The 24,437-nt window shown below is 53.9% G+C and carries 18 protein-coding genes; 17 read left to right on the plus strand and 1 reads right to left on the minus strand.

Translation table 11 applies throughout. The features are described 5' to 3' along the window. The first annotated feature begins 55 nt into the window (after positions 1–55). From serC to ACT9TW_RS12975, 12 genes are all read left to right on the plus strand, one after another. Positions 56–1,144 (plus strand): 3-phosphoserine/phosphohydroxythreonine transaminase, encoded by a 1,089-nt coding sequence (gene serC / locus ACT9TW_RS12920; protein ID WP_182060235.1) that lies wholly within the window; start codon positions 56–58, stop codon positions 1,142–1,144. Positions 1,145–1,214: 70 nt separating this feature from the next. Further along, complete coding sequence (gene aroA, locus ACT9TW_RS12925; protein WP_446492589.1) at positions 1,215–2,546, plus strand: 3-phosphoshikimate 1-carboxyvinyltransferase; 1,332 nt, start codon at positions 1,215–1,217, stop codon at positions 2,544–2,546. A 185-nt stretch (positions 2,547–2,731) separates the two neighbouring features. Further along, positions 2,732–3,415 carry a (d)CMP kinase gene (gene cmk / locus ACT9TW_RS12930; protein ID WP_014069582.1) on the plus strand — a complete coding sequence of 228 codons (684 nt, stop codon included), beginning with the start codon at positions 2,732–2,734 and terminating at the stop codon, positions 3,413–3,415. A 109-nt stretch (positions 3,416–3,524) separates the two neighbouring features. Next, positions 3,525–5,198 carry a 30S ribosomal protein S1 gene (gene rpsA, locus ACT9TW_RS12935; protein WP_010429251.1) on the plus strand — a complete coding sequence of 558 codons (1,674 nt, stop codon included), beginning with the start codon at positions 3,525–3,527 and terminating at the stop codon, positions 5,196–5,198. A gap of 170 nt (positions 5,199–5,368) precedes the next feature. Beyond that, positions 5,369–5,656 carry an integration host factor subunit beta gene (gene ihfB, locus ACT9TW_RS12940; RefSeq protein WP_014069584.1) on the plus strand — a complete coding sequence of 96 codons (288 nt, stop codon included), beginning with the start codon at positions 5,369–5,371 and terminating at the stop codon, positions 5,654–5,656. A gap of 212 nt (positions 5,657–5,868) precedes the next feature. Beyond that, positions 5,869–8,133: a ComEC family protein gene (locus ACT9TW_RS12945; protein ID WP_446492590.1), complete on the plus strand. Its 2,265-nt coding sequence runs from the start codon at positions 5,869–5,871 to the stop codon at positions 8,131–8,133. 36 nt (positions 8,134–8,169) lie between these two features. Continuing rightward, on the plus strand, positions 8,170–9,918 hold the full coding sequence (gene msbA / locus ACT9TW_RS12950) for a lipid A ABC transporter ATP-binding protein/permease MsbA (protein ID WP_436353444.1): 1,749 nt from the start codon (positions 8,170–8,172) through the stop codon (positions 9,916–9,918). Further along, positions 9,915–10,892 carry a tetraacyldisaccharide 4'-kinase gene (lpxK, locus tag ACT9TW_RS12955; RefSeq protein WP_446492591.1) on the plus strand — a complete coding sequence of 326 codons (978 nt, stop codon included), beginning with the start codon at positions 9,915–9,917 and terminating at the stop codon, positions 10,890–10,892. Before msbA ends, lpxK begins: the two co-directional genes overlap by 4 nt. 44 nt (positions 10,893–10,936) lie before the next feature. Then, the gene (locus tag ACT9TW_RS12960; protein WP_446492592.1) at positions 10,937–12,166 is read left to right on the plus strand and encodes a winged helix-turn-helix domain-containing protein; all 1,230 of its coding nucleotides are present in this window, start codon (positions 10,937–10,939) and stop codon (positions 12,164–12,166) included. Positions 12,167–12,211: 45 nt separating this feature from the next. Beyond that, positions 12,212–12,394: a protein YcaR gene (gene ycaR, locus ACT9TW_RS12965; RefSeq protein ID WP_006174474.1), complete on the plus strand. Its 183-nt coding sequence runs from the start codon at positions 12,212–12,214 to the stop codon at positions 12,392–12,394. Continuing rightward, on the plus strand, positions 12,391–13,137 hold the full coding sequence (gene kdsB, locus ACT9TW_RS12970) for a 3-deoxy-manno-octulosonate cytidylyltransferase (RefSeq protein WP_446492593.1): 747 nt from the start codon (positions 12,391–12,393) through the stop codon (positions 13,135–13,137). The genes ycaR and kdsB overlap by 4 nt, the downstream gene beginning before the upstream one ends. 144 nt (positions 13,138–13,281) lie before the next feature. Beyond that, entirely contained in the window at positions 13,282–14,175 is an 894-nt protein-coding gene (locus ACT9TW_RS12975; protein ID WP_182060243.1) for a YcbJ family phosphotransferase, read from the plus strand. On the opposite strand, the gene elyC is transcribed toward ACT9TW_RS12975, so the two are convergent. Beyond that, a complete protein-coding gene (gene elyC / locus ACT9TW_RS12980) occupies positions 14,152–14,931 on the minus strand; it encodes an envelope biogenesis factor ElyC (protein ID WP_446492594.1) in 780 nt (259 codons plus the stop codon). The two genes, ACT9TW_RS12975 and elyC, sit on opposite strands and share 24 nt — an antisense overlap. A gap of 124 nt (positions 14,932–15,055) precedes the next feature. Here elyC and cmoM point away from each other — a divergent pair, with 124 nt between their 5' ends. From cmoM to ldtD, 5 genes are all read left to right on the plus strand, one after another. Next, positions 15,056–15,841, plus strand: a complete 786-nt coding sequence (gene cmoM / locus ACT9TW_RS12985) for a tRNA uridine 5-oxyacetic acid(34) methyltransferase CmoM (RefSeq protein WP_436353438.1) — start codon at positions 15,056–15,058, stop codon at positions 15,839–15,841. Then, positions 15,838–17,160 (plus strand): chromosome partition protein MukF, encoded by a 1,323-nt coding sequence (mukF, locus tag ACT9TW_RS12990; protein ID WP_182060245.1) that lies wholly within the window; start codon positions 15,838–15,840, stop codon positions 17,158–17,160. Before cmoM ends, mukF begins: the two co-directional genes overlap by 4 nt. After that, a complete protein-coding gene (mukE, locus tag ACT9TW_RS12995; RefSeq protein WP_014069595.1) occupies positions 17,141–17,845 on the plus strand; it encodes a chromosome partition protein MukE in 705 nt (234 codons plus the stop codon). The genes mukF and mukE overlap by 20 nt, the downstream gene beginning before the upstream one ends. Beyond that, complete coding sequence (mukB, locus tag ACT9TW_RS13000; protein WP_446492595.1) at positions 17,845–22,293, plus strand: chromosome partition protein MukB; 4,449 nt, start codon at positions 17,845–17,847, stop codon at positions 22,291–22,293. The genes mukE and mukB overlap by 1 nt, the downstream gene beginning before the upstream one ends. A 180-nt stretch (positions 22,294–22,473) precedes the next feature. After that, positions 22,474–24,297, plus strand: coding sequence for a L,D-transpeptidase (gene ldtD, locus ACT9TW_RS13005; protein WP_446492596.1), 1,824 nt, complete (start codon positions 22,474–22,476; stop codon positions 24,295–24,297). Positions 24,298–24,437: the final 140 nt, after the last annotated feature.

Here is a 24,437-nt window from a genome sequence, read left to right on the forward strand (position 1 = left end):
ATGATAAAACCGATATCCACAGTAATAACTTATTGCTTTTAGCGTGGTGAGGGAAATGGCTCAAGTCTTTAATTTCAGTTCAGGTCCGGCAATGTTACCGGTGGATGTGCTCAAACAGGCTCAACAGGAACTTTGTGACTGGCAGGGTCTGGGCACGTCGGTGATGGAAATCAGTCACCGTGGCAAAGAATTTATTCAGGTAGCTGAAGAAGCAGAAAAGGATTTTCGTGATCTGCTGAATATTCCCTCGAACTACAAAGTATTGTTCTGCCACGGCGGCGGGCGCGGTCAGTTTGCGGGCGTACCGTTGAATATCCTGGGCGACAAAACCACTGCTGACTACGTTGACGCTGGCTACTGGGCGGCAAGCGCCGTTAAAGAAGCCAAAAAATACTGCTCACCAAATGTTATCGACGGCAAAATCACCGTTGATGGCCTGCGCGCCGTTAAGCCGATGAGCGAGTGGCAGCTTTCTGACAACGCTGCGTACCTGCATTATTGCCCGAACGAAACCATTGACGGTATTGCCATCGATGAAGTGCCGAATTTCGGCAAAGATGTGGTGGTTGCTGCCGACTTCTCCTCAACAATCCTCTCCGCGCCAATTGATGTCAGCCGTTTCGGCGTTATCTACGCGGGCGCGCAGAAAAATATCGGCCCGGCTGGGCTGACGCTGGTCATCGTGCGTGAAGATTTGCTGGGCAAAGCCCATACTTCATGCCCGTCAATCCTTGATTACACCGTGCTGAACGACAACGACTCTATGTTCAACACCCCGCCAACATTTGCCTGGTATCTGGCAGGTCTGGTCTTCAAATGGCTGAAGCAGAATGGCGGCGTGGCGCAGATGGACAAGATCAATCAGCAAAAAGCCGATCTGCTGTACGGTGTGATTGATAAGAGCGATTTTTACCGCAACGACGTGGCGCAATCCAACCGCTCCCGCATGAACGTACCTTTCCAGCTCGCCGACAGCAGCCTGGATAAGCTCTTCCTTGAAGAGTCCTTCGCGGCGGGTCTGCACGCGCTGAAAGGCCACCGTGTGGTGGGTGGGATGCGTGCTTCTATTTATAACGCCATGCCGCTGGAAGGCGTGAAAGCGTTGACCGATTTCATGGTCGACTTCGAACGTCGCCGCGGTTAATCACGCTGATTTTTCACCCCCGCAGTTATGCTGCGGGGTTTTTATTATGTTGAGTTGAGAGTTAAGTTTCATGGAATCCCTGACGTTACAACCTATCGCGCGGGTAGATGGCACCATTAATCTGCCTGGTTCAAAAAGTGTCTCGAACCGCGCTCTGCTGCTGGCAGCTCTGGCAAACGGCACCACCGTCCTTACAAATCTGTTGGACAGCGATGATGTTCGCCATATGCTCAATGCGCTGAAAGCGTTGGGAGTTCATTACACGCTGTCTGATGACCGCACGCGTTGCGAAGTGACCGGTAACGGTGGTGCGTTGCACTCTGGCGAAGCGCTAGAGTTGCACTCTGGCGAAGCGCTAGAGTTGCACTCTGGCGAAGCGCTAGAACTGTTCCTGGGGAACGCCGGTACTGCGATGCGTCCGCTGGCAGCTGCCCTGTGCCTGGGCAGCAACAACATTGTGTTGACCGGTGAGCCGCGCATGAAAGAGCGTCCAATCGGTCATCTGGTGGATGCCCTTCGTCAGGGCGGCGCGCAGATTGATTATCTGGAGCAGAAAAATTATCCGCCACTGCTTCTGCGCGGTGGTTTTACCGGTGGCTCCGTTGAAGTTGACGGCAGCGTCTCAAGCCAGTTTCTGACAGCCCTGTTGATGACCGCGCCACTGGCACCGCAGGATACCGTCATCACCATTAAAGGTGATTTGGTTTCTAAACCTTACATTGATATCACGCTGCACCTGATGAAAACCTTCGGTGTTGACGTTGAAAACCAGACGTATCAACGCTTTGTTGTGCGTGGCGCGCAGCAATATCAGTCCCCGGGTAACTACCTGGTTGAAGGCGATGCGTCATCTGCCTCTTACTTCCTGGCTGCCGGCGCGATTAAAGGCGGTACGGTGAAAGTGACCGGTATCGGGCGTAACAGCGTGCAGGGCGATATCCGTTTCGCTGACGTGCTGGAGAAAATGGGGGCTGTTGTGACCTGGGGTGATGATTTCATCTCCTGTACACATCGCGAGCTGAACGCCATTGATATGGACATGAACCATATCCCGGATGCCGCAATGACCATTGCGACAGCTGCGCTGTTTGCGAAAGGTACCACCACGCTGCGTAATATCTATAACTGGCGCGTGAAAGAAACCGATCGTCTGTTTGCGATGGCGACCGAATTGCGTAAAGTGGGTGCAGAGGTAGAAGAGGGCGAAGACTACATTCGCGTGACACCTCCGGCCAAATTGCAGGTTGCAGAAATTGGTACCTACAATGATCACCGTATGGCGATGTGCTTCTCGCTGGTGGCGTTGTCCGACACGCCTGTAACTATTCTCGACCCGAAATGTACGGCGAAAACCTTCCCGGACTACTTCGAGCAGCTGGCGCGCATTAGCACGCTGGCCTGATGACATTATGCCGCATTCTGCGATGCGGCATTTCCTTACGCTTCCTGACGTTCATTCCTGCCCATTTCTTCTACACTCTGCTTCATTAAATCCGTAATTTGCACGCAAAGGTAACAGTTGCGCACGTTGGCGCGTATAATGCGCGGCGTTTATGTTAACGGTATGCCTTGATTAAGGAGAAAAAGATGACGGCAGTTGCCCCGGTAATCACCATTGATGGGCCTAGTGGCGCAGGGAAAGGTACTCTGTGCAAGGCGATGGCGGAAGCATTGCAATGGCATCTTTTAGATTCAGGAGCAATCTATCGCGTGCTGGCCCTGGCTGCGTTGCATCACCATGTGGATGTCGCATCTGAAGAAGCGCTGGTACCGCTGGCGGCGCACCTGGATGTGCGTTTTGTTTCGACCGACGGCAACCTTGAAGTGATCCTGGAAGGGGAAGATGTGAGCGGAGAAATCCGCACGCAGGAAGTGGCTAATGCCGCCTCTCAGGTTGCTGCGTTTCCACGCGTTCGCGAGGCGCTGCTGCGTCGCCAACGTGGCTTCCGTGAAGCGCCAGGTCTGATAGCCGATGGGCGTGATATGGGTACAGTGGTATTCCCTGATGCACCTGTTAAAATTTTCCTTGATGCTTCCTCTGAAGAACGTGCGCATCGCCGTATGCTTCAGTTGCAGGAGAAGGGCTTTAGTGTTAACTTTGATCGCCTTTTATCCGAGATAAAAGAGCGCGACGACCGCGATCGTAACCGCGCCGTTGCCCCACTTGTTCCTGCAGAAGATGCATTAGTTCTGGATTCCACCAGTTTAACTATTGAGCAAGTGATTGAAAAAGCGCTACAATATGCGCGCCAGAAACTGGCACTCGCGTAATTGCGACCGATTTAGCAGTACCCCCGCTGCAATGGATTGACGGCGGGTATGTGAAACAACCCCATCCGGCAGGAGCCAGGTGGACGTTATATTAACCTGAAGATTAAACATGACTGAATCTTTTGCTCAACTATTTGAAGAATCCTTAAAAACAATCGAAACCCGTCCGGGTTCCATCGTTCGTGGTGTTGTTGTTGCTATCGACAAAGACGTAGTACTGGTTGACGCCGGTCTGAAATCTGAGTCCGCCATTCCGGCAGAGCAGTTCAAAAACGCCCAGGGCGAGCTGGAAATCCAGGTTGGTGACGAAGTTGACGTTGCTCTGGATGCAGTAGAAGACGGCTTCGGTGAAACCCTGCTGTCCCGTGAAAAAGCTAAACGTCACGAAGCTTGGATCACGCTGGAAAAAGCTTACGAAGAAGCTGAAACTGTGGTCGGTGTTATCAACGGCAAAGTTAAAGGCGGCTTCACTGTTGAGCTGAATGGTATTCGTGCGTTCCTGCCAGGTTCACTGGTAGACGTTCGTCCAGTTCGTGACACCCTGCACCTGGAAGGCAAAGAGCTTGAGTTCAAAGTAATCAAGCTGGACCAGAAGCGTAACAACGTTGTTGTTTCCCGTCGTGCTGTTATCGAATCCGAAAACAGTGCAGAACGCGATCAGCTGCTGGAAAACCTGCAGGAAGGCATGGAAGTCAAAGGTATCGTTAAGAACCTCACTGACTACGGCGCATTCGTTGACCTGGGCGGCGTTGATGGCCTGCTGCACATCACCGACATGGCGTGGAAACGCGTTAAGCACCCAAGCGAAATCGTGAACGTTGGCGACGAAATCACTGTTAAAGTGCTGAAGTTCGACCGCGAACGTACTCGTGTATCCCTCGGCCTGAAACAGCTGGGCGAAGATCCATGGGTTGCTATCGCTAAACGTTACCCAGAAGGTACTAAACTGACTGGTCGCGTTACCAACCTGACTGACTACGGCTGCTTCGTTGAAATCGAAGAAGGCGTTGAAGGTCTGGTGCACGTTTCCGAAATGGACTGGACCAACAAAAACATCCACCCATCCAAAGTTGTTAACGTTGGTGATGTAGTGGAAGTTATGGTTCTGGATATCGACGAAGAACGTCGTCGTATCTCCCTGGGCCTGAAACAGTGCAAAAACAACCCATGGCAGCAGTTCGCGGAAACCCACAACAAGGGCGACCGTGTTGAAGGTAAAATCAAGTCTATCACTGACTTCGGTATCTTCATCGGCCTGGACGGCGGCATCGATGGCCTGGTTCACCTGTCTGACATCTCCTGGAACGTTGCAGGCGAAGAAGCAGTTCGTGAATACAAAAAAGGCGACGAAATCGCAGCAGTTGTTCTGCAAGTTGACGCAGAGCGTGAGCGTATCTCCCTGGGCGTTAAACAGCTCGCAGAAGATCCGTTCAACAACTGGGTTGCACTGAACAAGAAAGGCGCAATCGTAAACGGTAAAGTGACTGCAGTTGACGCTAAAGGCGCAACCGTAGAACTGGCTGACGGCGTTGAAGGTTACCTGCGCGCTTCTGAAGCTTCACGTGACCGCGTTGAAGATGCAACTCTGGTTCTGAGCGTTGGCGACGACGTTGAAGCTAAGTTCACCGGTGTTGACCGTAAGAACCGCGCTATCAGCCTGTCCGTACGTGCTAAAGACGAAGCTGACGAGAAAGATGCAATCGCAACTGTTAACAAACAGGAAGATGCAAACTTCTCTAACAACGCAATGGCTGAAGCTTTCAAAGCAGCTAAAGGCGAGTAATATCAAGTTCTCTGCATCATTTTGAGCTGTAACGCAATTACAGTGAGAAGGATGAGGAGCAGACTTGACAGATTGCAGGATTCGTCCTGTAATCAATAACAAAGGGCGGCTACGGCCGCCCTTGTTTAATGAGCTGTTCAGCTAATTGGTTTGAAGGAACCGGAGGAATCATGACCAAGTCAGAATTGATTGAGAGACTTGCCAGTCAGCAGCCGCATGTCCCGGCGAAGGCCGTGGAAGATGCTGTTAAAGAGATGCTGGAGCATATGGCCACCACTCTTGCCCAGGGCGAGCGCATTGAAATCCGCGGTTTCGGAAGTTTTTCTCTGCACTACCGTGCTCCACGTACCGGGCGTAACCCGAAGACAGGCGATAAAGTAGAGCTGGAAGGTAAATACGTTCCACACTTTAAGCCTGGTAAAGAACTGCGCGATCGCGCCAATATTTATGGCAACTGAGTTTAGCCTTCAGGGTTAAACTGGGTTAAAAAGAAAGCACCTTAGGGTGCTTTTTTTGTTTGACGTTATTCTATTCTGAAGATGCCTCGCAATTCTGCATCCGCTTTTCTGCAAACTGAAAAAATCATTACAGCGCCCGCTGTCGTTCTCACTTTCTCTGCCTGACTCTCACCCTTAACAGCCACATACTCCTGCAAAACAGGGAGGTTGTGATGGGGATACCGACGATCAGCATGTGTGTCATTTTGGCAGTAATACCACTGCTCTGGTTGCCCGTGCTGCCAGGTATACATGGAGTATGGGTGATGATCGCGGCAGGGGTTTTATTCTCATTACACCGGTTAACGGGAATGCGTTTTATAGGCCTGTGGATGCTCTTTTTTTCCTGGGCAGTTCTGTCGGCAATGGAGCTCGTCTGGCCGATGCAGCATTTAACCCACGGAGCACAACAGGCTGAGGTGGTGATCACTGAAACAGATGGCGCAACGACCCATAAAGGAACGATTGTGTCCCTGAATGGAAAGCGCTGGTGGCCCGCAACTGGCGTGGTGCTATACGGCAATGAGTTACAGCAGCCAGCCTGCGCAGGGCAGCGTTGGGCGTTGGCACTGCGCCTCAGGGCCGTACATGGTGAGTTAAATGATGGCGGCTTTGATTCACAGCGAAATGCATTTGCCCGGCACCAGACATTGACCGGCAGATTTACAGCGGCAGAAATTGTCGATGGATCCTGTAGTTTACGCTCACGCTATCTGGCTTCTTTGCAAAACACACTTTCTTCTTATCACTGGGGGCCGGTGATCCTGGGCCTGGGGATGGGAGAGCGTCTGGCAGTGTCACGGGAAATCAATAACCTGATGCGTGAGACCGGCACGATACATCTGATGGCAATATCCGGGTTACACATTGCACTTGCTGCATCAGTTGTATGGCTATTGGCCCGGGGCGTGCAGTTTTTCTTACCCTGCCACTTCATTAACTGGCGAATGCCTTTACTGGCGGGGCTTTTTTTTGCCGCCTTCTACGCGTGGCTGACAGGCCTGCAGCCGCCCGCGTTACGTACGGTTATCTCGCTCGCAACCTTTGCGGCATTACGACTCAGCGGGCGACGATGGTCAGTCTGGCAAGTTTGGCTGTGCTGTGTGGCCGCTATTCTGGTTGTCGACCCGATGGCTGTGCTTTCGCAGAGCCTCGTATTGTCCGCTTTTGCCGTAGCGGCACTGATATTCTGGTATCAGTGGTTACCGCTGCCGTCCTGGCGATTGAACCGTTGGCTAAAGCCATTTGTGGAGCTGCTGTATCTACAGGTGGGCATGTTGCTGCTGCTGTTGCCATTGCAGGTCCTGATTTTCCATGGCGTGAGTCTCTCTTCGTTAGTGGCTAATTTGTTTGCCGTACCCCTGGTGACGTTTATCTCTGTTCCACTGATCCTGCTTGGCATGTTGCTGCATTTGTTGCCGCTAGCTGCTCTGGAAATGGCTACCTGGCTCGCGGCGGATAAATCACTGGCGTTGCTTTTCTGGTTATTGATGTATTTACCCGACGGATGGCAGGACATCGATGAACGCTGGCAGTATCTAACACTGCTGCCCTGGTTCGCCATTATTGGCTGGCGCTTGCACATCTGGAAAACAGCGCCGGCGGTGTGCCTGGCGGGTACTGTTTTACTGACGTTCCCGCTCTGGAGAACGGTGAAAAATGATAGCTGGACGTTGCACATGCTCGATGTAGGGCAGGGGCTGGCTATGGTTGTTGAGCGTGACGGCAAGGCGATTCTGTACGATACCGGGCTTGCCTGGCCGGGTGGCGACAGTGCCAAGCAGGTTATTATTCCCTGGCTACGCTGGCATCACCTGGTCCCCGAGGGGGTTATCCTGAGTCATGAGCATCTTGATCATGCCGGGGGCCTGCAATCATTACAGAAAGTCCGGCCGGCCATATGGATAAGAAGCCCGCTGCGATGGGCAGGCCATCTTCCGTGTTTTCGTGGGCAACAATGGCGATGGCGAGGGTTAACATTCACCGTTCACTGGCCACCGGAAGAATTGTCTGTAACGGGAAATAATCGCTCATGCGTGGTAAAAATCGATGATGGCGAGCAGAGCATTCTGTTGACGGGGGATATTGAGGCTAAGGCTGAGCAGGCGATGGTAAGCCATCACTGGCGTTATCTTACGTCTACACTCATTCAGGTGCCTCATCATGGCAGTAACACCTCTTCTTCATTGCCACTGATTCAGCGCACGGAAGGGAAAGTCGCGTTGGCCTCCGCAGCACGCTATAACGCATGGCGATTTCCGTCGACCAAAGTGGTCCGACGTTACAGGAAAGAGGGCTATTTATGGCTGGATACACCTCAATCTGGACAAATCTCTGTGACTTTTTCGCAACATGGCTGGCAAATCCGCCGCTTACGTGATCAATATTTACAGCGTTGGTATCATCAGTGGTTTGGCGAGCCAGTAGATAACGGGTAGAATATGCGGCTATTTCAACAAGTGCTGGTTTTTTGAATGCATAACGACAAAGATCTCTCCACGTGGCAAACGTTCCGCCGACTCTGGCCGATGATTGCACCTTTTAAAACAGGCTTGATCGTGGCGGGCGTAGCGTTAATCCTCAACGCAGCCAGCGATACTTTTATGCTATCGCTTCTCAAACCGTTACTGGATGACGGTTTTGGTAAAACGGATCGCTCAGTGTTGCTATGGATGCCTCTGGTGGTTATCGGACTGATGATCTTACGCGGTATCACCAGCTATATTTCCAGCTACTGCATTTCATGGGTATCGGGAAAAGTGGTTATGACCATGCGTCGTCGGCTGTTCAGTCATATGATGGGGATGCCAGTCTCTTTCTTTGACAAGCAGTCTACCGGGACGTTGTTATCACGTATCACTTACGACTCAGAGCAAGTTGCGTCGTCCTCCTCCAGCGCACTGATTACCGTTGTGCGTGAAGGTGCGTCGATCATCGGCCTGTTTATCATGATGTTCTATTACAGCTGGCAGCTGTCGATCATCCTCATTGTTCTGGCACCGATTGTTTCTATTGCGATCCGCCTGGTTTCTAAGCGTTTTCGTAATATCAGTAAGAACATGCAGAACACCATGGGGCAGGTGACGACCAGCGCGGAGCAGATGCTGAAAGGGCATAAAGAAGTGTTAATTTTCGGCGGTCAGGAAGTCGAAACAAAACGCTTTGATAAGGTCAGCAACAAGATGCGCCTCCAGGGGATGAAAATGGTGTCGGCCTCCTCAATTTCCGACCCTGTCATTCAGCTGATTGCGTCTCTGGCGCTGGCGTTTGTTCTGTATGCTGCAAGCTTCCCAAGCGTAATGGAAACCCTGACTGCCGGTACCATCACCGTGGTCTTCTCCTCGATGATTGCGCTGATGCGTCCGCTGAAATCTCTGACCAATGTGAACGCGCAGTTCCAGCGCGGTATGGCGGCTTGTCAGACACTGTTCAGCATCCTGGATTCCGAACAGGAAAAAGACGAAGGCAAACGCGTTATTGAGCGCGCCCAGGGTGACGTTGAGTTCCGTAACGTCACCTTCACCTACCCGGGCCGTGAAACCCCTGCGCTGCGCAACATCAACCTGAATATTCCAGCGGGTAAAACCGTTGCGCTGGTGGGGCGTTCTGGTTCAGGTAAGTCTACTATTGCCAGCCTGATCACGCGTTTCTACGACATTAACGAAGGTGAGATCCTGTTAGACGGTCACGACCTCAGGGAATACACACTGCAATCGCTGCGTAATCAGGTTGCACTGGTGTCCCAGAACGTCCATCTGTTTAACGATACGGTTGCCAACAACATCGCTTATGCACGTACTGAAGAGTACAGCCGCGAGCAGATTGAAAACGCTGCACGCATGGCCTACGCGATGGACTTTATCAACAAGATGGATAACGGCCTTGATACGATCATCGGTGAGAACGGCGTCCTGCTCTCGGGCGGTCAGCGTCAGCGTATCGCCATTGCGCGTGCACTGCTGCGTGATAGCCCAATCCTGATCCTCGATGAAGCGACCTCAGCACTGGATACGGAATCTGAGCGTGCTATTCAGTCTGCGCTGGATGAACTGCAAAAGAACCGCACGTCACTGGTGATTGCGCACCGTCTTTCGACTATCGAACAGGCGGATGAAATCGTTGTTGTTGAAGATGGCCTGATTGTCGAACGTGGCAGCCATGCCGATCTGCTGGCACATCGTGGCGTTTACGCCCAACTTCACAAGATGCAGTTTGGCGAATGATCGCACGCATCTGGTCAGGTGAATCCCCACTGTGGCTGTTGCTTCTGCCGCTTTCCTGGCTTTATGGCCTGGTGAGCGGCGTCATTAGCCTGCTTTATCGTATGGGGATAAAACGTGCCTGGCGTGCGCCGGTTCCTGTTGTGGTGGTCGGTAACCTGACTGCCGGTGGAAATGGCAAAACGCCGGTCGTTATCTGGCTGGTGGAACAACTTAAAGCGCGCAGTATTCGCGTTGGAGTAGTGTCACGCGGTTACGGTGGCAAAGCGGCTCAGTACCCATTGCTGCTGACATCCGACACCACGACGGCTGAAGCTGGTGATGAGCCTGTTTTAATCTACCAGCGAACAGGTGCGCCGGTTGCGGTGTCGCCTGTGCGTAGCGAAGCGGTTCAGGCTCTCCTGGCTGAACATGACGTACAAATCATCATCACTGACGACGGCCTGCAACATTACGCGCTGGCGCGTGACAAAGAGATTGTGGTCATTGATGGCGTTCGCCGTTTTGGCAATGGCTGGTGGTTGCCCGCCGGGCCGATGCGCGAACGTGCTTCACGACTGAAGTCAGTTGATGCGATCATTGTGAATGGTGGTGTGGCGCAGCAGGGCGAAATTCCTATGCATCTCCATCCCGGCCTGGCTGTGAATTTGCTGACCGGGGAACGCAAGGCTGTTGCACAACTTCCGGCTCTGGTTGCAATGGCGGGGATTGGGCATCCACCTCGTTTCTTCGCTACTCTGGAGCAATGCGGGGCAAAGCTTGAGAAGCGTGTTCCGCTGGCCGACCATCAGGCATTGGTGCAGGAACAGGTCGACGCCCTCACCGTTTCAGGGCAGACGCTTATCATGACAGAAAAAGACGCAGTGAAATGCCGCGCCTTTGCAAAAGAGAACTGGTGGTATCTGCCGGTTGACGCTGAACTCAGCGGTGAGCAACCGGAACAATTGCTAAAGGACCTGATTGCGTTGGTGCATTAATCGCAAACGCGGTTCTGGTGGCGCTTTGACTGACAGGAAAACGCATGTCTCTACCGCAACTCTCACTCTCAGCCGCACGTAATCTACATCTTGCCGCGCAGGGGCTGCTGAAAAAGCCCCGTCGCCGCGCACAACCTTCCGATATCCTTTCCACCGTGCAGCGTATGTCTCTGCTGCAAATCGACACCATTAACATCGTGGCCCGTAGCCCCTATCTGGTACTGTTTAGCCGCTTGGGGGCGTATCAGCCTCAGTGGCTGGACAATGCGCTTAGCCAGGGCGAGTTAATGGAGTACTGGGCGCATGAAGCCTGCTTTCTGCCGCGCAGCGATTTTTCGCTGGTGCGTCACCGGATGCTCTCCCCGGATAAAATGGGCTGGAAATACCGCCAGGAGTGGATGCGGGAGCACGCCGCTGAAATCGAACAACTTATTGCCCATATACAGGAAAACGGCCCGGTTCGTTCGGTTGATTTTGAGCATCCACGAAAAGGGGCGAGTGGCTGGTGGGAGTGGAAACCGCACAAACGCCATCTTGAAGGATTGTTTACTTCAGGAAAGGTGATGGTGATAGAACGCCGCAATTTTCAGCGGGTGTATGACCTCACGCATCGCGTAATGCCGCGCTGGGATGACCAGCGCGATCTGCTCTCGCAGGGTGATGCCGAAGCCATCATGCTGGCAAACAGCGCCCGAAGTCTGGGGATCTTTCGCCCACAGTGGCTGGCGGATTACTACCGGCTTCGCCAGCCAGCGCTAAAACCGCTGCTGGACATGTGGCAACAGGCGCAGCGTGTTATCCCGGTTGAAGTCGAAACGCTCGGTGAGATGTGGCTGGACGCCGATTTACTGCCCCTGTTGCCGCAGGCTCAGGAGGGTAAACTCCAGGCGACGCACAGCGCGGTGCTTTCACCTTTTGATCCGGTGGTCTGGGACAGAAAACGTGCCGAGCAGTTGTTTAATTTCAGCTACCGGCTGGAGTGCTACACCCCGGCGCCAAAACGTCAGTACGGCTATTTTGTTTTACCGCTGCTGCACAAAGGGCAACTGGTCGGGCGTATGGATGCCAAGATGCACCGCAAAACGGGAGTACTCGAGGTTATCGCTCTCTATCTTGAAGAGGGGATAAAAGTGACCGCAACGCTTGATAAAGGGTTAGCCACCGCAATTACGGATTTTGCCGTCTGGCAGGGTGCCCGGGAAGTGACGCTGGGGCGTTTACCTGACGGGCTGTTTACAGCCTGTCGAAGTGGCTGGGAAACAGGCACTCCCTGAAAAGGGATTGTGTTAAGCTTTAGGGATTACCCATACGGAGGAACTATGGATCACCGTTTACTTGAAATTATTGCCTGCCCGGTATGCAACGGCAAACTGTACTACAGCCAGGATAAACAAGAACTGATTTGCAAACTGGACAGCCTGGCTTTCCCTCTGCGTGACGGTATTCCGGTTCTGCTGGAAAACGAAGCCCGTTCACTGGTGGCAGAAGAGAGCAAACCATGAGTTTTGTTGTCATTATTCCTGCGCGCTATGCTTCAACGCGCCTGCCAGGTAAACCGCTGGTGGATATCAACGGTAAGCCGATGATTGTGCATGTCCTCGATCGCGCCCGTGAATCGGGTGCCGATAGTGTTATCGTGGCAACCGATCACCCTGATGTCGCCCGGGCTGTAGAAGCAGCGGGTGGCGAAGTGTGCATGACCCGTGTCGATCACCAGTCCGGTACAGAGCGTCTGGCTGAAGTGGTCGAAAAATGCGGCTTCAGTGACGATACTGTCATTGTTAACGTGCAGGGCGATGAGCCGATGATCCCGGCGGTAATTATCCGCCAGGTTGCAGAAAATCTGGCCCGGCGTAAGGTGGGAATGGCCACGCTTGCGGTGCCTATTCACCACGCTGAAGAAGCGTTCAACCCGAATGCGGTGAAAGTGGTGATGGACGCAGAAGGCTATGCCCTCTATTTCTCCCGTGCGACGATCCCGTGGGATCGCGATCGCTTTGCGGCGTCGAAAGAAACAATTGGCGATACCTTCTTGCGCCATCTGGGGATTTACGGCTACCGCGCAGGCTTTATCCGCCGCTATGTGACCTGGGCGCCAAGCCCGCTGGAACATATCGAAATGCTCGAACAGCTTCGCGTGCTGTGGTACGGCGAGAAGATCCATGTTGCCGTTGCTCAGGAAGTCCCTGGCACAGGGGTTGATACCCCAGAAGATCTCGAACGCGTTCGCGCAGAGCTGCGCTAATCTCTCAGCATCCCCTCGCCTGGGGGGATGTTTAACCGCCTGGGCTTTTCTCTTTTTTCTTTCCCATAATTGATCTCATTCGGGTGACAACCGTCGCCACCACGCTCATTATAAAAGCAGTAGTCTTGATGGGGGTAATCTCATATGGAACAGCTGCGTGCCGAACTTAGCCATCTGCTTGGCGAAAAATTAAGCCGGGTTGAGTGCGTGAATGAGAAGGCAGACACCGCGCTATGGGCATTGTATGACAGTCAGGGAAACCCAATGCCGCTGATGGCCAGAAGTTTTACCTCGCCGGGTGTCGCCAGACAGCTGGCCTGGAAAATGTCGATGCTGGCACGAGAAGGAACGGTGCGGATGCCAACGGTATACGGCGTAATGACGCACGAAGAACACCCCGGCCCGGATGTACTGCTGATTGAACGGTTACGCGGGGTGTCCGTTGAAGCCCCGGCACGTACGCCGGAACGCTGGGAACAGCTGAAAGATCAGATTGTCGAAGCTCTGCTCGCATGGCATCGGCAGGACAGCCGTGGTCTGGTGGGCGCCGTCGATAGCACACAGGAAAATCTGTGGCCTCTCTGGTATCGCCAGCGGGTTGAAGTGTTATGGGGTACGCTTAATCAGTACAGCAATACCGGTCTGACCATGCAGGATAAACGCATCCTGTTTCGCACCCGCGAGTGCTTACCGGCTTTGTTTGAAGGGTTTAACGACAACTGTGTGCTGATCCATGGCAATTTTACCCTGCGAAGTATGTTAAAAGACTCCCGCAGCGATCAGCTACTGGCGATGGTTGGGCCGGGGGTCATGCTCTGGGCACCGCGTGAGTTCGAGCTGTTCAGGCTAAACGACAGCGCTTTCGCTGAAGGGTTACTGTGGCATTACCTGCAACGCGCGCCAGTTGCTGAGGCATTTATCTGGCGGCGCTGGCTCTATCTGTTATGGGATGAAGTGGCGCAACTGGTTAATACCGGGCGATTTAATCGCGCTAACTTCGATCTCGCGACAAAATCACTCCTGCCCTGGCTCGCCTGATGAGCCTTTTAGCCACTGCCATATGCGCCCGAGCGTCTCATAGCCTACGCGATCGCTGTGCATCAACCATACCGGGGACGGGATTACCCGCTCCCACGGGTTGAGGGGCGCTGAAATAGCCAACTGGTTGGCGGGTGCCGGCAGCGGGTGTAAACCCTGTTTTTCGAAGAAAATCATCGCTCTGGGCAGGTGCGACGCAGATGTCACCAGTAAGAACGGCGCATCGCCAATGGCCTGTTTCACCGCGGCAGCCTCTTCTTCCGTGTCTTTTGGACTGTCCAGTGTGATGATAGATGAACGCGGCACGCCCAGCGATTCAGCGACTCTGGCACCAGCTTCTGCCGTGCTGACCGGATTCGTTTTTGCCGCCGCCCCGGTGAAGATGATCTTGGCCCCCGGATTCGCCAGCCACAGGCGTATACCTTCGTTTAGCCGGGCAAGGCTGTTATTGATCAGGTTTGAACTTGGTGCCCACTGCGGATCCCAGGTGTAACCGCCACCCAGCACCACGATAAATCCGATTTTCTGATTTCCCTGCCAGGTCGGGTACTTATTTTCAATCGGGCGCAATAAGCTATCTGCGACGGGTTGCAGGCTTAACAACAGTAACGCCAGCCAGCCGAGCGTAATGAGCGATTTGCCACTTTTCTGAAAGCGACTAAACCACACCAGCGCCAGGCCCAGTGCGATAAGCATCAGCAGCAGAGGAAGGGGAAGCATCATGCCCCCAATGTATTTTTTCAGGGTAAAAAGCATCCTTTTTGGTTCCTTTTTTGACCATACAGCAGGCGATTACCTGTGATCTTACACCAGAGAGGTTCATTCTCCGCCCGGGTATGACAAAATAGCGGTTTTGCTGTTAGCGAGTGGAACTCTCCCAATGCGGGATCGCAATTTTGATGACATCGCGGAAAAGTTTTCGCGCAACATTTATGGCACCACCAAAGGTCAGCTACGGCAGACGATCCTCTGGCAGGATCTGGACAAGCTGCTCGCTGATTTCGGTGACCGCAAGTTGCGCGTGCTGGATGCCGGTGGCGGGGAAGGCCAGACTGCCATTCTGATGGCGCAGCGGGGTCATCACGTCACGCTTTGCGATTTGTCCGCTGAGATGGTTGCGCGCGCGCAACGTGCGGCAGAAGAGAAAGGTGTGAGCGACAACATGCATTTTATACATTGCGCCGTTCAGGACATCCCGCAGCATTTGGAAACTCAGGTTGATCTGATATTGTTTCATGCTGTGCTCGAATGGGTGGCCGAACCGCAAGCGGTCTTAAAAACGCTGTGGTCGATGCTGTGCCCTGGCGGTGCGTTATCGCTGATGTTCTACAATGCAAATGGCCTGCTGATGCGTAACGTACTGGTGGGCAATTTTGGCTACGTGCAGCAGGGTATGTATAAAAAGAAACGGCGCACGCTTTCACCGGATTTCCCGCGCGAACCGCAGCAGGTTTACGGCTGGCTGGAGGAGATCGGCTGGGAGATCACCGGTAAAACAGGCGTGAGGGTGTTTCATGATTATCTGCGTGATAAACAAAAACAGCATGACTGCTTAGATGCCTTAACAGAAATAGAAACGCGGTATTGCCGCCAGGAGCCTTACCTGAGCCTTGGCCGCTACATTCACGTCACCGCGCGCAAGCCGCAGAGCAAGGATAATCTATGAGTGAATTTTCCCAGACAGTCCCCGAACTGGTTGCCTGGGCCAGGAAAAATGATTTCTCCATCACGCTGCCGGTAGACCGTCTCTCTTTTCTGCTGGCGGTTGCTACGCTGAACGGCGAGCGTCTGGATGGAGAAATGAGCGAGGGTGAACTGGTGGATGCGTTCCGCCATGTCAGTGATGCGTTTGAGCAAACCAGCGAAACCATTAGCGTGCGTGCCAACAACGCGATCAACGATATGGTGCGTCAACGTCTGCTGAACCGCTTTACCAGCGAGCAGGCGGAAGGAAACGCCATTTATCGTCTGACGCCACTGGGCATTGGCATCACCGATTACTATATCCGCCAGCGCGAATTCTCCACGCTGCGCCTTTCTATGCAGCTGTCCATCGTGGCAGGCGAACTTAAGCGTGCCGCTGATGCGGCGGATGAAAACGGCGATGAGTTCCACTGGCACCGCAACGTCTATGCGCCATTGAAATATTCGGTGGCGGAAATTTTCGACAGTATCGACCTGACCCAGCGTCTGATGGACGAACAACAGCAGCAGGTGAAAGACGATATCGGTCAACTGCTGAATAAAGACTGGCGCGCGGCGATTTCCAGTTGTGAACTTTTGCTGTCAGAAACGTCCGGTACGCTGCGTGAATTGCAGGATACGCTGGAAGCGGCAGGCGATAAGCTTCAGGCCAACCTGCTGCGCATTCAGGATGCAACGCTGGCGCACGACGATCTGCATTTTGTCGATCGTCTGGTCTTTGATCTGCAAAGCAAACTCGACCGTATTATCAGCTGGGGCCAGCAGTCTATTGACTTGTGGATTGGCTACGATCGTCACGTGCATAAATTTATCCGTACCGCGATCGATATGGATAAAAACCGCGTCTTTGCCCAGCGTCTGCGTCAGTCGGTGCAAACCTATTTTGATGCACCATGGGCGCTGACTTACGCCAATGCCGATCGTCTGCTCGATATGCGTGACGAAGAGATGGCGCTGCGTGATGAAGAGGTGACAGGGGAACTGCCACCGGATCTCGAATACGAAGAATTCAACGAAATTCGCGAACAACTTGCAGCGATGATCGAAGAGCAGCTCGCGGTCTACAAAACCAGACAAGTGCCGCTGGATCTCGGGCTCGTGGTGCGCGACTATCTGGCGCAATATCCACGTGCGCGCCATTTCGATATTGCACGTATTGTTGTCGATCAGGCGGTTCGCCTGGGCGTAGCACAAGCAGATTTCACCGGCCTGCCGCCGAAATGGCAGCCGATTAACGATTACGGAGCCAAGGTACAGGCGCATGTCATTGACAAATATTGAACAAGTGATGCCAGTTAAGCTGGCACAGGCGCTGGCGAATCCGTTGTTTCCGGCGCTGGACAGCCAGCTGCGTGCCGGTCGTCACATTGGCCTTGACGAGCTGGATAATCACGCCTTTTTGATGGATTTCCAGGAGTACCTGGAAGAGTTTTACGCGCGCTATAACGTTGAACTTATCCGTGCGCCGGAGGGTTTTTTCTACCTGCGTCCGCGCTCTACAACGCTTATTCCCCGCTCAGTGCTTTCTGAGCTGGACATGATGGTCGGTAAAATTCTTTGCTATCTCTATCTCAGCCCGGAACGTCTGGCAAATGAAGGGATCTTTACCCAGCAGGAGCTTTACGACGAGCTGCTGTCGTTGGCAGATGAAAGCAAACTGCTCAAGCTGGTGAATAACCGCTCTACGGGGTCGGATCTCGATCGCCAGAAATTACAGGAAAAAGTTCGCTCTTCCCTGAACCGCTTGCGTCGTCTGGGTATGGTCTGGTTTATGGGCCATGACAGCAGCAAGTTCCGCATCACCGAATCCGTCTTCCGCTTTGGCGCAGATGTACGTGCGGGCGATGATGCCCGTGAAGCGCAGCTGCGCATGATCCGTGATGGTGAAGCGATGCCGGTGGAAAACCAATTGCAGCTCAATGAAGAGCATGAAGAGAACCAGGCGGATAGCGGGGAGGAAGAGTAATGATTGAACGCGGTAAATTTCGCTCACTAACGCTGATTAACTGGAACGGCTTCTTTGCCCGAACCTTCGATCTGGATGAGCTGGTTACGACGCTCTCCGGCGGTAACGGTGCGGGTAAATCCACGACCATGGCGGCGTTTGTCACAGCGCTTATCCCGGATTTAACGCTGCTGCACTTCCGTAATACCACCGAAGCAGGGGCAACAAGCGGCTCCCGTGATAAAGGTCTGCACGGTAAGTTGAAAGCTGGTGTCTGTTATTCCGTGCTGGACGTCATTAACTCCCGACACCAGCGTGTCGTTGTGGGTGTGCGTTTACAGCAGGTCGCCGGGCGCGACCGTAAAGTGGATATCAAACCTTTTGCGATCCAGGGGCTGCCAACGTCTGTGCAGCCGACCGCGCTGCTGACGGAAACACTGAACGAACGCCAGGCTCGCGTGCTGACGCTGCAAGAGCTAAAAGATAAGCTCGAAACTATCGAAGGCGTGCAGTTCAAGCAGTTCAACTCCATTACCGATTACCACTCGCTAATGTTCGACCTGGGCGTGGTGGCTCGTCGTCTGCGCACTGCGTCTGACCGTAGTAAATATTACCGTCTGATCGAAGCCTCGCTGTACGGCGGTATTTCCAGCGCCATTACCCGCTCCCTGCGCGACTACCTGTTGCCGGAAAACAGCGGCGTGCGTAAAGCCTTCCAGGATATGGAAGCGGCCTTGCGTGAAAACCGCATGACGCTGGAAGCCATTCGCGTTACTCAGTCCGATCGTGACCTGTTTAAACATCTGATCAGCGAAGCCACCAACTACGTGGCCGCAGATTACATGCGTCATGCTAACGAGCGGCGCGTGCATCTCGACCAGGCGCTTGAGTATCGTCGCGAACTGTTCACTTCCCGCAAACAGCTGGTGGCAGAGCAGTACAAACACGTTGAAATGGCGCGTGAGCTGGGCGAGCACAATGGTGCGGAAGGGGACCTGGAGGCCGATTATCAGGCAGCCAGCGATCACCTGAACCTGGTGCAGACTGCGCTGCGTCAGCAGGAAAAAATCGAGCGCTACGAAGCGGATCTCGATGAGCTGCAAATTCGTCTCGAAGAGCAAAATGAAGTGGTGGCCGAAGCCGCCGACATGCAGGAAGAAAACGAAGCCCGCGCCGAAGCTGCTGAACTGGAAGTGGATGAGCTGAAAAGCCAACTTGCCGATTACCAGCAGGCGCTGGATGTTCAGCAGACACGTGCAATTCAGTACACCCAGGCATTGCAGGCATTACAGCGTGCGAAAGAGCTGTGCCATCTGCCGGACTTAACGCCGGACAGCGCTGACGAATGGCTGGATACCTTCCAGGCGAAAGAGCAGGAAGCGACCGAAAAACTGCTGTCGCTCGATCAGAAAATGAGTGTGGCTCAGACGGCGCACAGCCAGTTTGAGCAGGCGTATCAACTGGTTGTGGCAATTAACGGCCCGCTGGCGCGTAACGAAGCCTGGGACGTTGCCCGCGAATTGCTGCGCGACGGCGTGAATCAACGCCATCTGGCTGAGCAGGTTCAGCCGCTGCGGATGCGTCTGAACGAACTGGAACAACGCCTGCGCGAACAGCAGGAAGCCGAGCGTCTGCTGGCCGATTTCTGCAAGCGTCAGGGCAAAAATTACGATATCGACTCTCTCGAGACGCTGCATCAGGAGCTGGAAGCACGTATTGCTGCGCTTTCCGACACCGTATCCAGCGCCAGCGAACAGCGTATGACGCTGCGCCAGGAGATGGAACAACTTCAGTCCCGCTCACAGACGCTGTTGCAGCGTGCACCAGTCTGGCTTGCGGCGCAAAGCAGCCTGAGCCAGCTCAGCGAGCAGTGCGGTGAAGAGTTTGCCTCCGGTCAGGAAGTCACCGAATATCTGCAACAACTGCTGGAGCGCGAGCGCGAGGCAATTGTTGAGCGTGATGAAGTCGGCGCACGCAAGCGTGATGTTGACGACGAAATCGAACGTTTAAGTCAGCCGGGTGGTGCGGAAGATGCACGCCTGAATACCCTGGCGGAACGTTTTGGCGGCGTGTTGTTGTCTGAGATTTACGACGATGTGGGTCTGGATGACGCGCCTTACTTCTCCGCGCTGTATGGCCCGTCACGTAATGCGATTGTTGTCCCGGATCTGTCGCTGATTGCCGATCAGCTCGCTGGCCTGGAAGATTGCCCGGAAGATCTCTATCTGATCGAAGGGGATCCGCAGTCGTTCGATGACAGCGTGTTCAGCGTTGATGAGCTGGAAAAAGCGGTAGTGGTGAAAATCGCTGACCGCCAGTGGCGTTATTCCCGCTTCCCTGAACTGCCATTGTTTGGCCGCGCAGCGCGTGAAAACCGCATCGAAAGCCTGCACGCCGAGCGTGAAGCGCTTTCTGAACGTTTTGCAACCCTGTCGTTTGACGTACAGAAAACGCAGCGTCTGCACCAGGCGTTCAGCCGCTTTATCGGTAGCCATTTGGCCGTTGCTTTTGACGCTGACCCGGAAGCCGAAATTCGCAAGCTCAGCACGCGTCGTGGCGAGCTGGAGCGTGCCATTGCCAATCATGAAAGTGATAACCAGCAGAGTCGTGCACAATTTGAGCAGGCGAAAGAGGGCGTTGCCGCGCTGAACCGCATTCTGCCGCGCCTGAACCTGCTGGCAGACGACACCCTTGCTGACCGTGTGGATGAAATTCAGGAACGCCTGGACGAAGCACAGGAAGCTGCGCGCTTTGTGCAGCAGCATGGCAATCAGCTGGCGAAGCTGGAGCCTGTTGTCTCGGTATTGCAGAGCGACCCTGAACAGTTTGAACAGTTAAAAGAAGATTACGCCTGGTCTCAGCAGGTGCAACGCGAAGCGCGTCAGCAGGCATTTGCGCTGACCGAAATCGTTCAGCGTCGTGCTCACTTTGGCTACTCTGATTCAGCAGAAATGCTGAGCGGCAACAGCGATCTTAACGAGAAACTGCGCCAGCGTCTTGAACACGCCGAAGCAGAGCGTACCCGTGCGCGTGAGGCGTTGCGTAGCCACGCCGCGCAGCTCAGCCAGTACAGCCAGGTCATGGCCTCGCTGAAAAGTTCGTTCGACACCAAGAAAGAGCTGTTAAACGACCTGCATAAAGAGCTTCAGGATATTGGCGTGCGTGCTGACAGCGGCGCCGAAGAGCGCGCGCGCATTCGCCGTGACGAGTTGCATGGCCAGCTCAGCAACAACCGCGCGCGTCGTAATCAGCTGGAAAAAGCATTGACCTTCTGCGAAGCCGAGATGGATAACCTGACCCGTCGTCTGCGTAAGCTGGAGCGCGATTACTTTGAGATGCGTGAGCAGGTGGTGACCGCGAAGGCGGGCTGGTGCGCGGTGATGCGTATGGTGAAAGACAATAACGTTGAACGTCGTCTGCACCGTCGCGAGCTGGCTTATCTTTCCGCGGACGAACTGCGCTCTATGTCGGATAAGGCATTGGGGGCACTGCGTCTGGCGGTGGCGGATAACGAACACCTGCGCGATGTGCTGCGTATGTCGGAAGATCCAAAACGTCCTGAGCGTAAAATTCAGTTCTTCGTGGCCGTTTACCAGCACCTGCGCGAGCGTATTCGTCAGGATATCATCCGTACCGACGATCCGGTTGAGGCCATCGAACAGATGGAAATCGAGCTGGGCCGTCTGACGGAAGAGCTGACCTCACGTGAGCAGAAGCTGGCGATCAGCTCCCGCAGCGTGGCGAACATTATTCGTAAGACTATCCAGCGCGAGCAGAACCGTATTCGTCAGCTGAACCAGGGGCTGCAAAGCGTATCCTTTGGCCAGGTGAACAGCGTGCGCCTGAACGTGAACGTGCGTGAAGCCCACTCCACGCTGCTGGATGTATTGTCTGAACAGCACGAGCAGCATCAGGATCTGTTCAACAGTAACCGCCTGACCTTCTCAGAAGCGCTGGCGAAGCTGTATCAGCGCCTGAATCCGCAGATCGATATGGGTCAACGTACCCCGCAAACCATCGGTGAAGAGCTACTGGATTACCGTAACTACCTGGAAATGGAAGTTGAGGTTAACCGTGGTTCAGACGGCTGGTTGCGTGCGGAATCTGGCGCACTCTCTACCGGTGAAGCTATCGGTACAGGTATGTCGATTCTGGTGATGGTTGTTCAGAGCTGGGAAGATGAAGCGCGTCGTCTGCGCGGCAAAGATATCTCTCCATGTCGTCTGCTGTTCCTTGATGAAGCGGCACGTCTTGATGCCCGCTCCATTGCCACGCTGTTTGAGCTCTGCGATCGTCTGGATATGCAGCTTATCATTGCAGCGCCTGAGAACATCAGCCCGGAAAAAGGCACAACCTATAAGCTGGTGCGTAAAGTGTTCCAGAACAGCGAACACGTACACGTGGTCGGATTGCGTGGTTTTGCGCCGCAGCCGCCGGAGTCGTTGCCAGGAACGGCTGACGCGTCATAACGCGTTTTGTTACAAAGGGCGGCGCAGAAGCGCCGCTTTTTTTATTCACTTAACTTGAGCTTACGGCTGCGTTATCTTTAAACTTCTTTACATAAGGTAAGGCAACACTATTTATGCCTTCCTATACTGAAGAAAAGCCCCAACGTGATGGGCATGTCGTAAGAAAACAGGGGGCAAGGGATGTTGCTAAAGAAAATTCGTGGTCGTCAGCTGTCTGCACTGAGTTTGTGCCTGGCAGTGATGTTTGCTCCACTGTTTAGCGCTCAGGCTGATGAGCCTGAAATTGTGCCGACTGACAGCTCTGCAACGACAGGCGCGCAGCCAACGTCGTTGTCTCAGCCGCTGGAGCAATCTCCGGCGACGGCGATCATGGCCGGTATTAAGCCGTTGCCAGAAGGCATGAACATTGAAACACTTCAGCAACAGCTTCTGACGGGGCTACCTTCAGGTTACAAACCTGCGTATCTCAACCAACTGACGCTGCTCTATGCTGCACGCGACATGAAGCCCATGTGGGACAATCGCGATGCGGTTCGTGCTTTCCAGCAACAGCTGGCAGAGGTGGCTATCGCCGGTTTCCAGCCACAATTCACCGCCTGGGTTGAACTGCTGACCGATCCGTCTGTGACCGGCCAGGCACGTGACATCGTGCTGTCAGATGCCATGATGGGCTACCTTCAGTTTGTCGCCGGAATTCCGGTCAATGGTAATCGCTGGCTCTACAGCGACAAGCCTTACAAGCTGGCAACCCCCGCTTTATCGGTGATTAACCAGTGGCAATTGTCTCTGGATAACGGCAATTTGCCGGGCTTTATTGCAAGCCTGGCCCCTGCGCATCCGCAATATGGCACTATGCATCAGTCATTGCTTACGCTGGTGTCTGACACCCGTCCGTGGCCGCAGCTACGTGGCGCAGGCTCATTGCGGCCGGGGCAGTGGAGCAGTGATGTGCCTGCTTTGCGAGAAATTCTCCGGCGCTCCGGTATCCTGGATGGCGGACCAAAAATTGCTTTACCCGGTGACGACCCACAGAGCGTAGTCGTAAGCCCGTCCGCACCTGCAAAAGTGAAAAACGTGCAGGTAATCAGTGATAAACCGGCTGCTTACGATCGCGAGCTGGTGGCTGCCGTTAAGCAATTCCAGGCCGCACAGGGGCTGGGTGCCGACGGTGTTATTGGACAATCAACGCGCGACTGGCTGAACGTCACCCCGGCACAGCGAGCAGGCGTGCTGGCGCTGAATATCCAGCGTCTGCGCTTGCTGCCAGGCACATTATCGACTGGCATTATGGTGAACATTCCGGCGTACTCGCTGGTTTATTACCAGAACGGCAGCGAAGTGCTGGCTTCCCGCGTGATTGTGGGTCGCCCGGACCGTAAAACGCCAATGATGAGCAGCGCCCTGAATAACGTCGTGGTTAACCCGCCGTGGAATGTACCGCCAACGCTTGCCCGTAAGGATATCCTGCCCAAATTGTGGAATGACCCAGGCTATCTGGAACGTCATGGTTATACCGTAATGCGCGGCTGGAACAGCAAAGAGGCGATTGACCCTTACATGGTTGACTGGTCAACCATTACGGCGTCTAACCTGCCGTTCCGTTTCCAGCAGGCACCTGGCGCGCATAATTCGCTTGGGCGTTACAAATTCAACATGCCAAGTTCGGAAGCGATTTATCTGCACGACACGCCAAACCACAACCTGTTCCAGAAAGATACCCGCGCGCTCAGCTCTGGTTGCGTTCGCGTCAATAAAGCCTCTGAACTTGCGAATATGCTGTTGCAGGATGCGGGCTGGAACGATACGCGGATATCCGATGCGCTGAAACAAGGAGATACACGCTACGTTAATATTCGACACAATATTCCGGTTAATCTTTACTATCTGACCGCGTTTGTTGGCGAAGATGGGCGTACCCAGTATCGTACAGATATTTACAATTACGATCTCACCGCGCGATCGGGTGCACAAATTTTGCCAAAAGCTGAACAATTAATCAGGTAAATGAAGTAGTTCGGGAAAATTGATTGTCGTAAGTTATGGTGAATGCGTGGCAATATGGCTGTAGGCCGCGTGTTTACTGGGGTTGGGCGCCTTGACGTAGGTTGTTTTGCCAGTTAAGGTGCCCTTCGTGCGCTAAGCAT

The organism is Enterobacter sp. C4G1, from assembly GCF_052886895.1.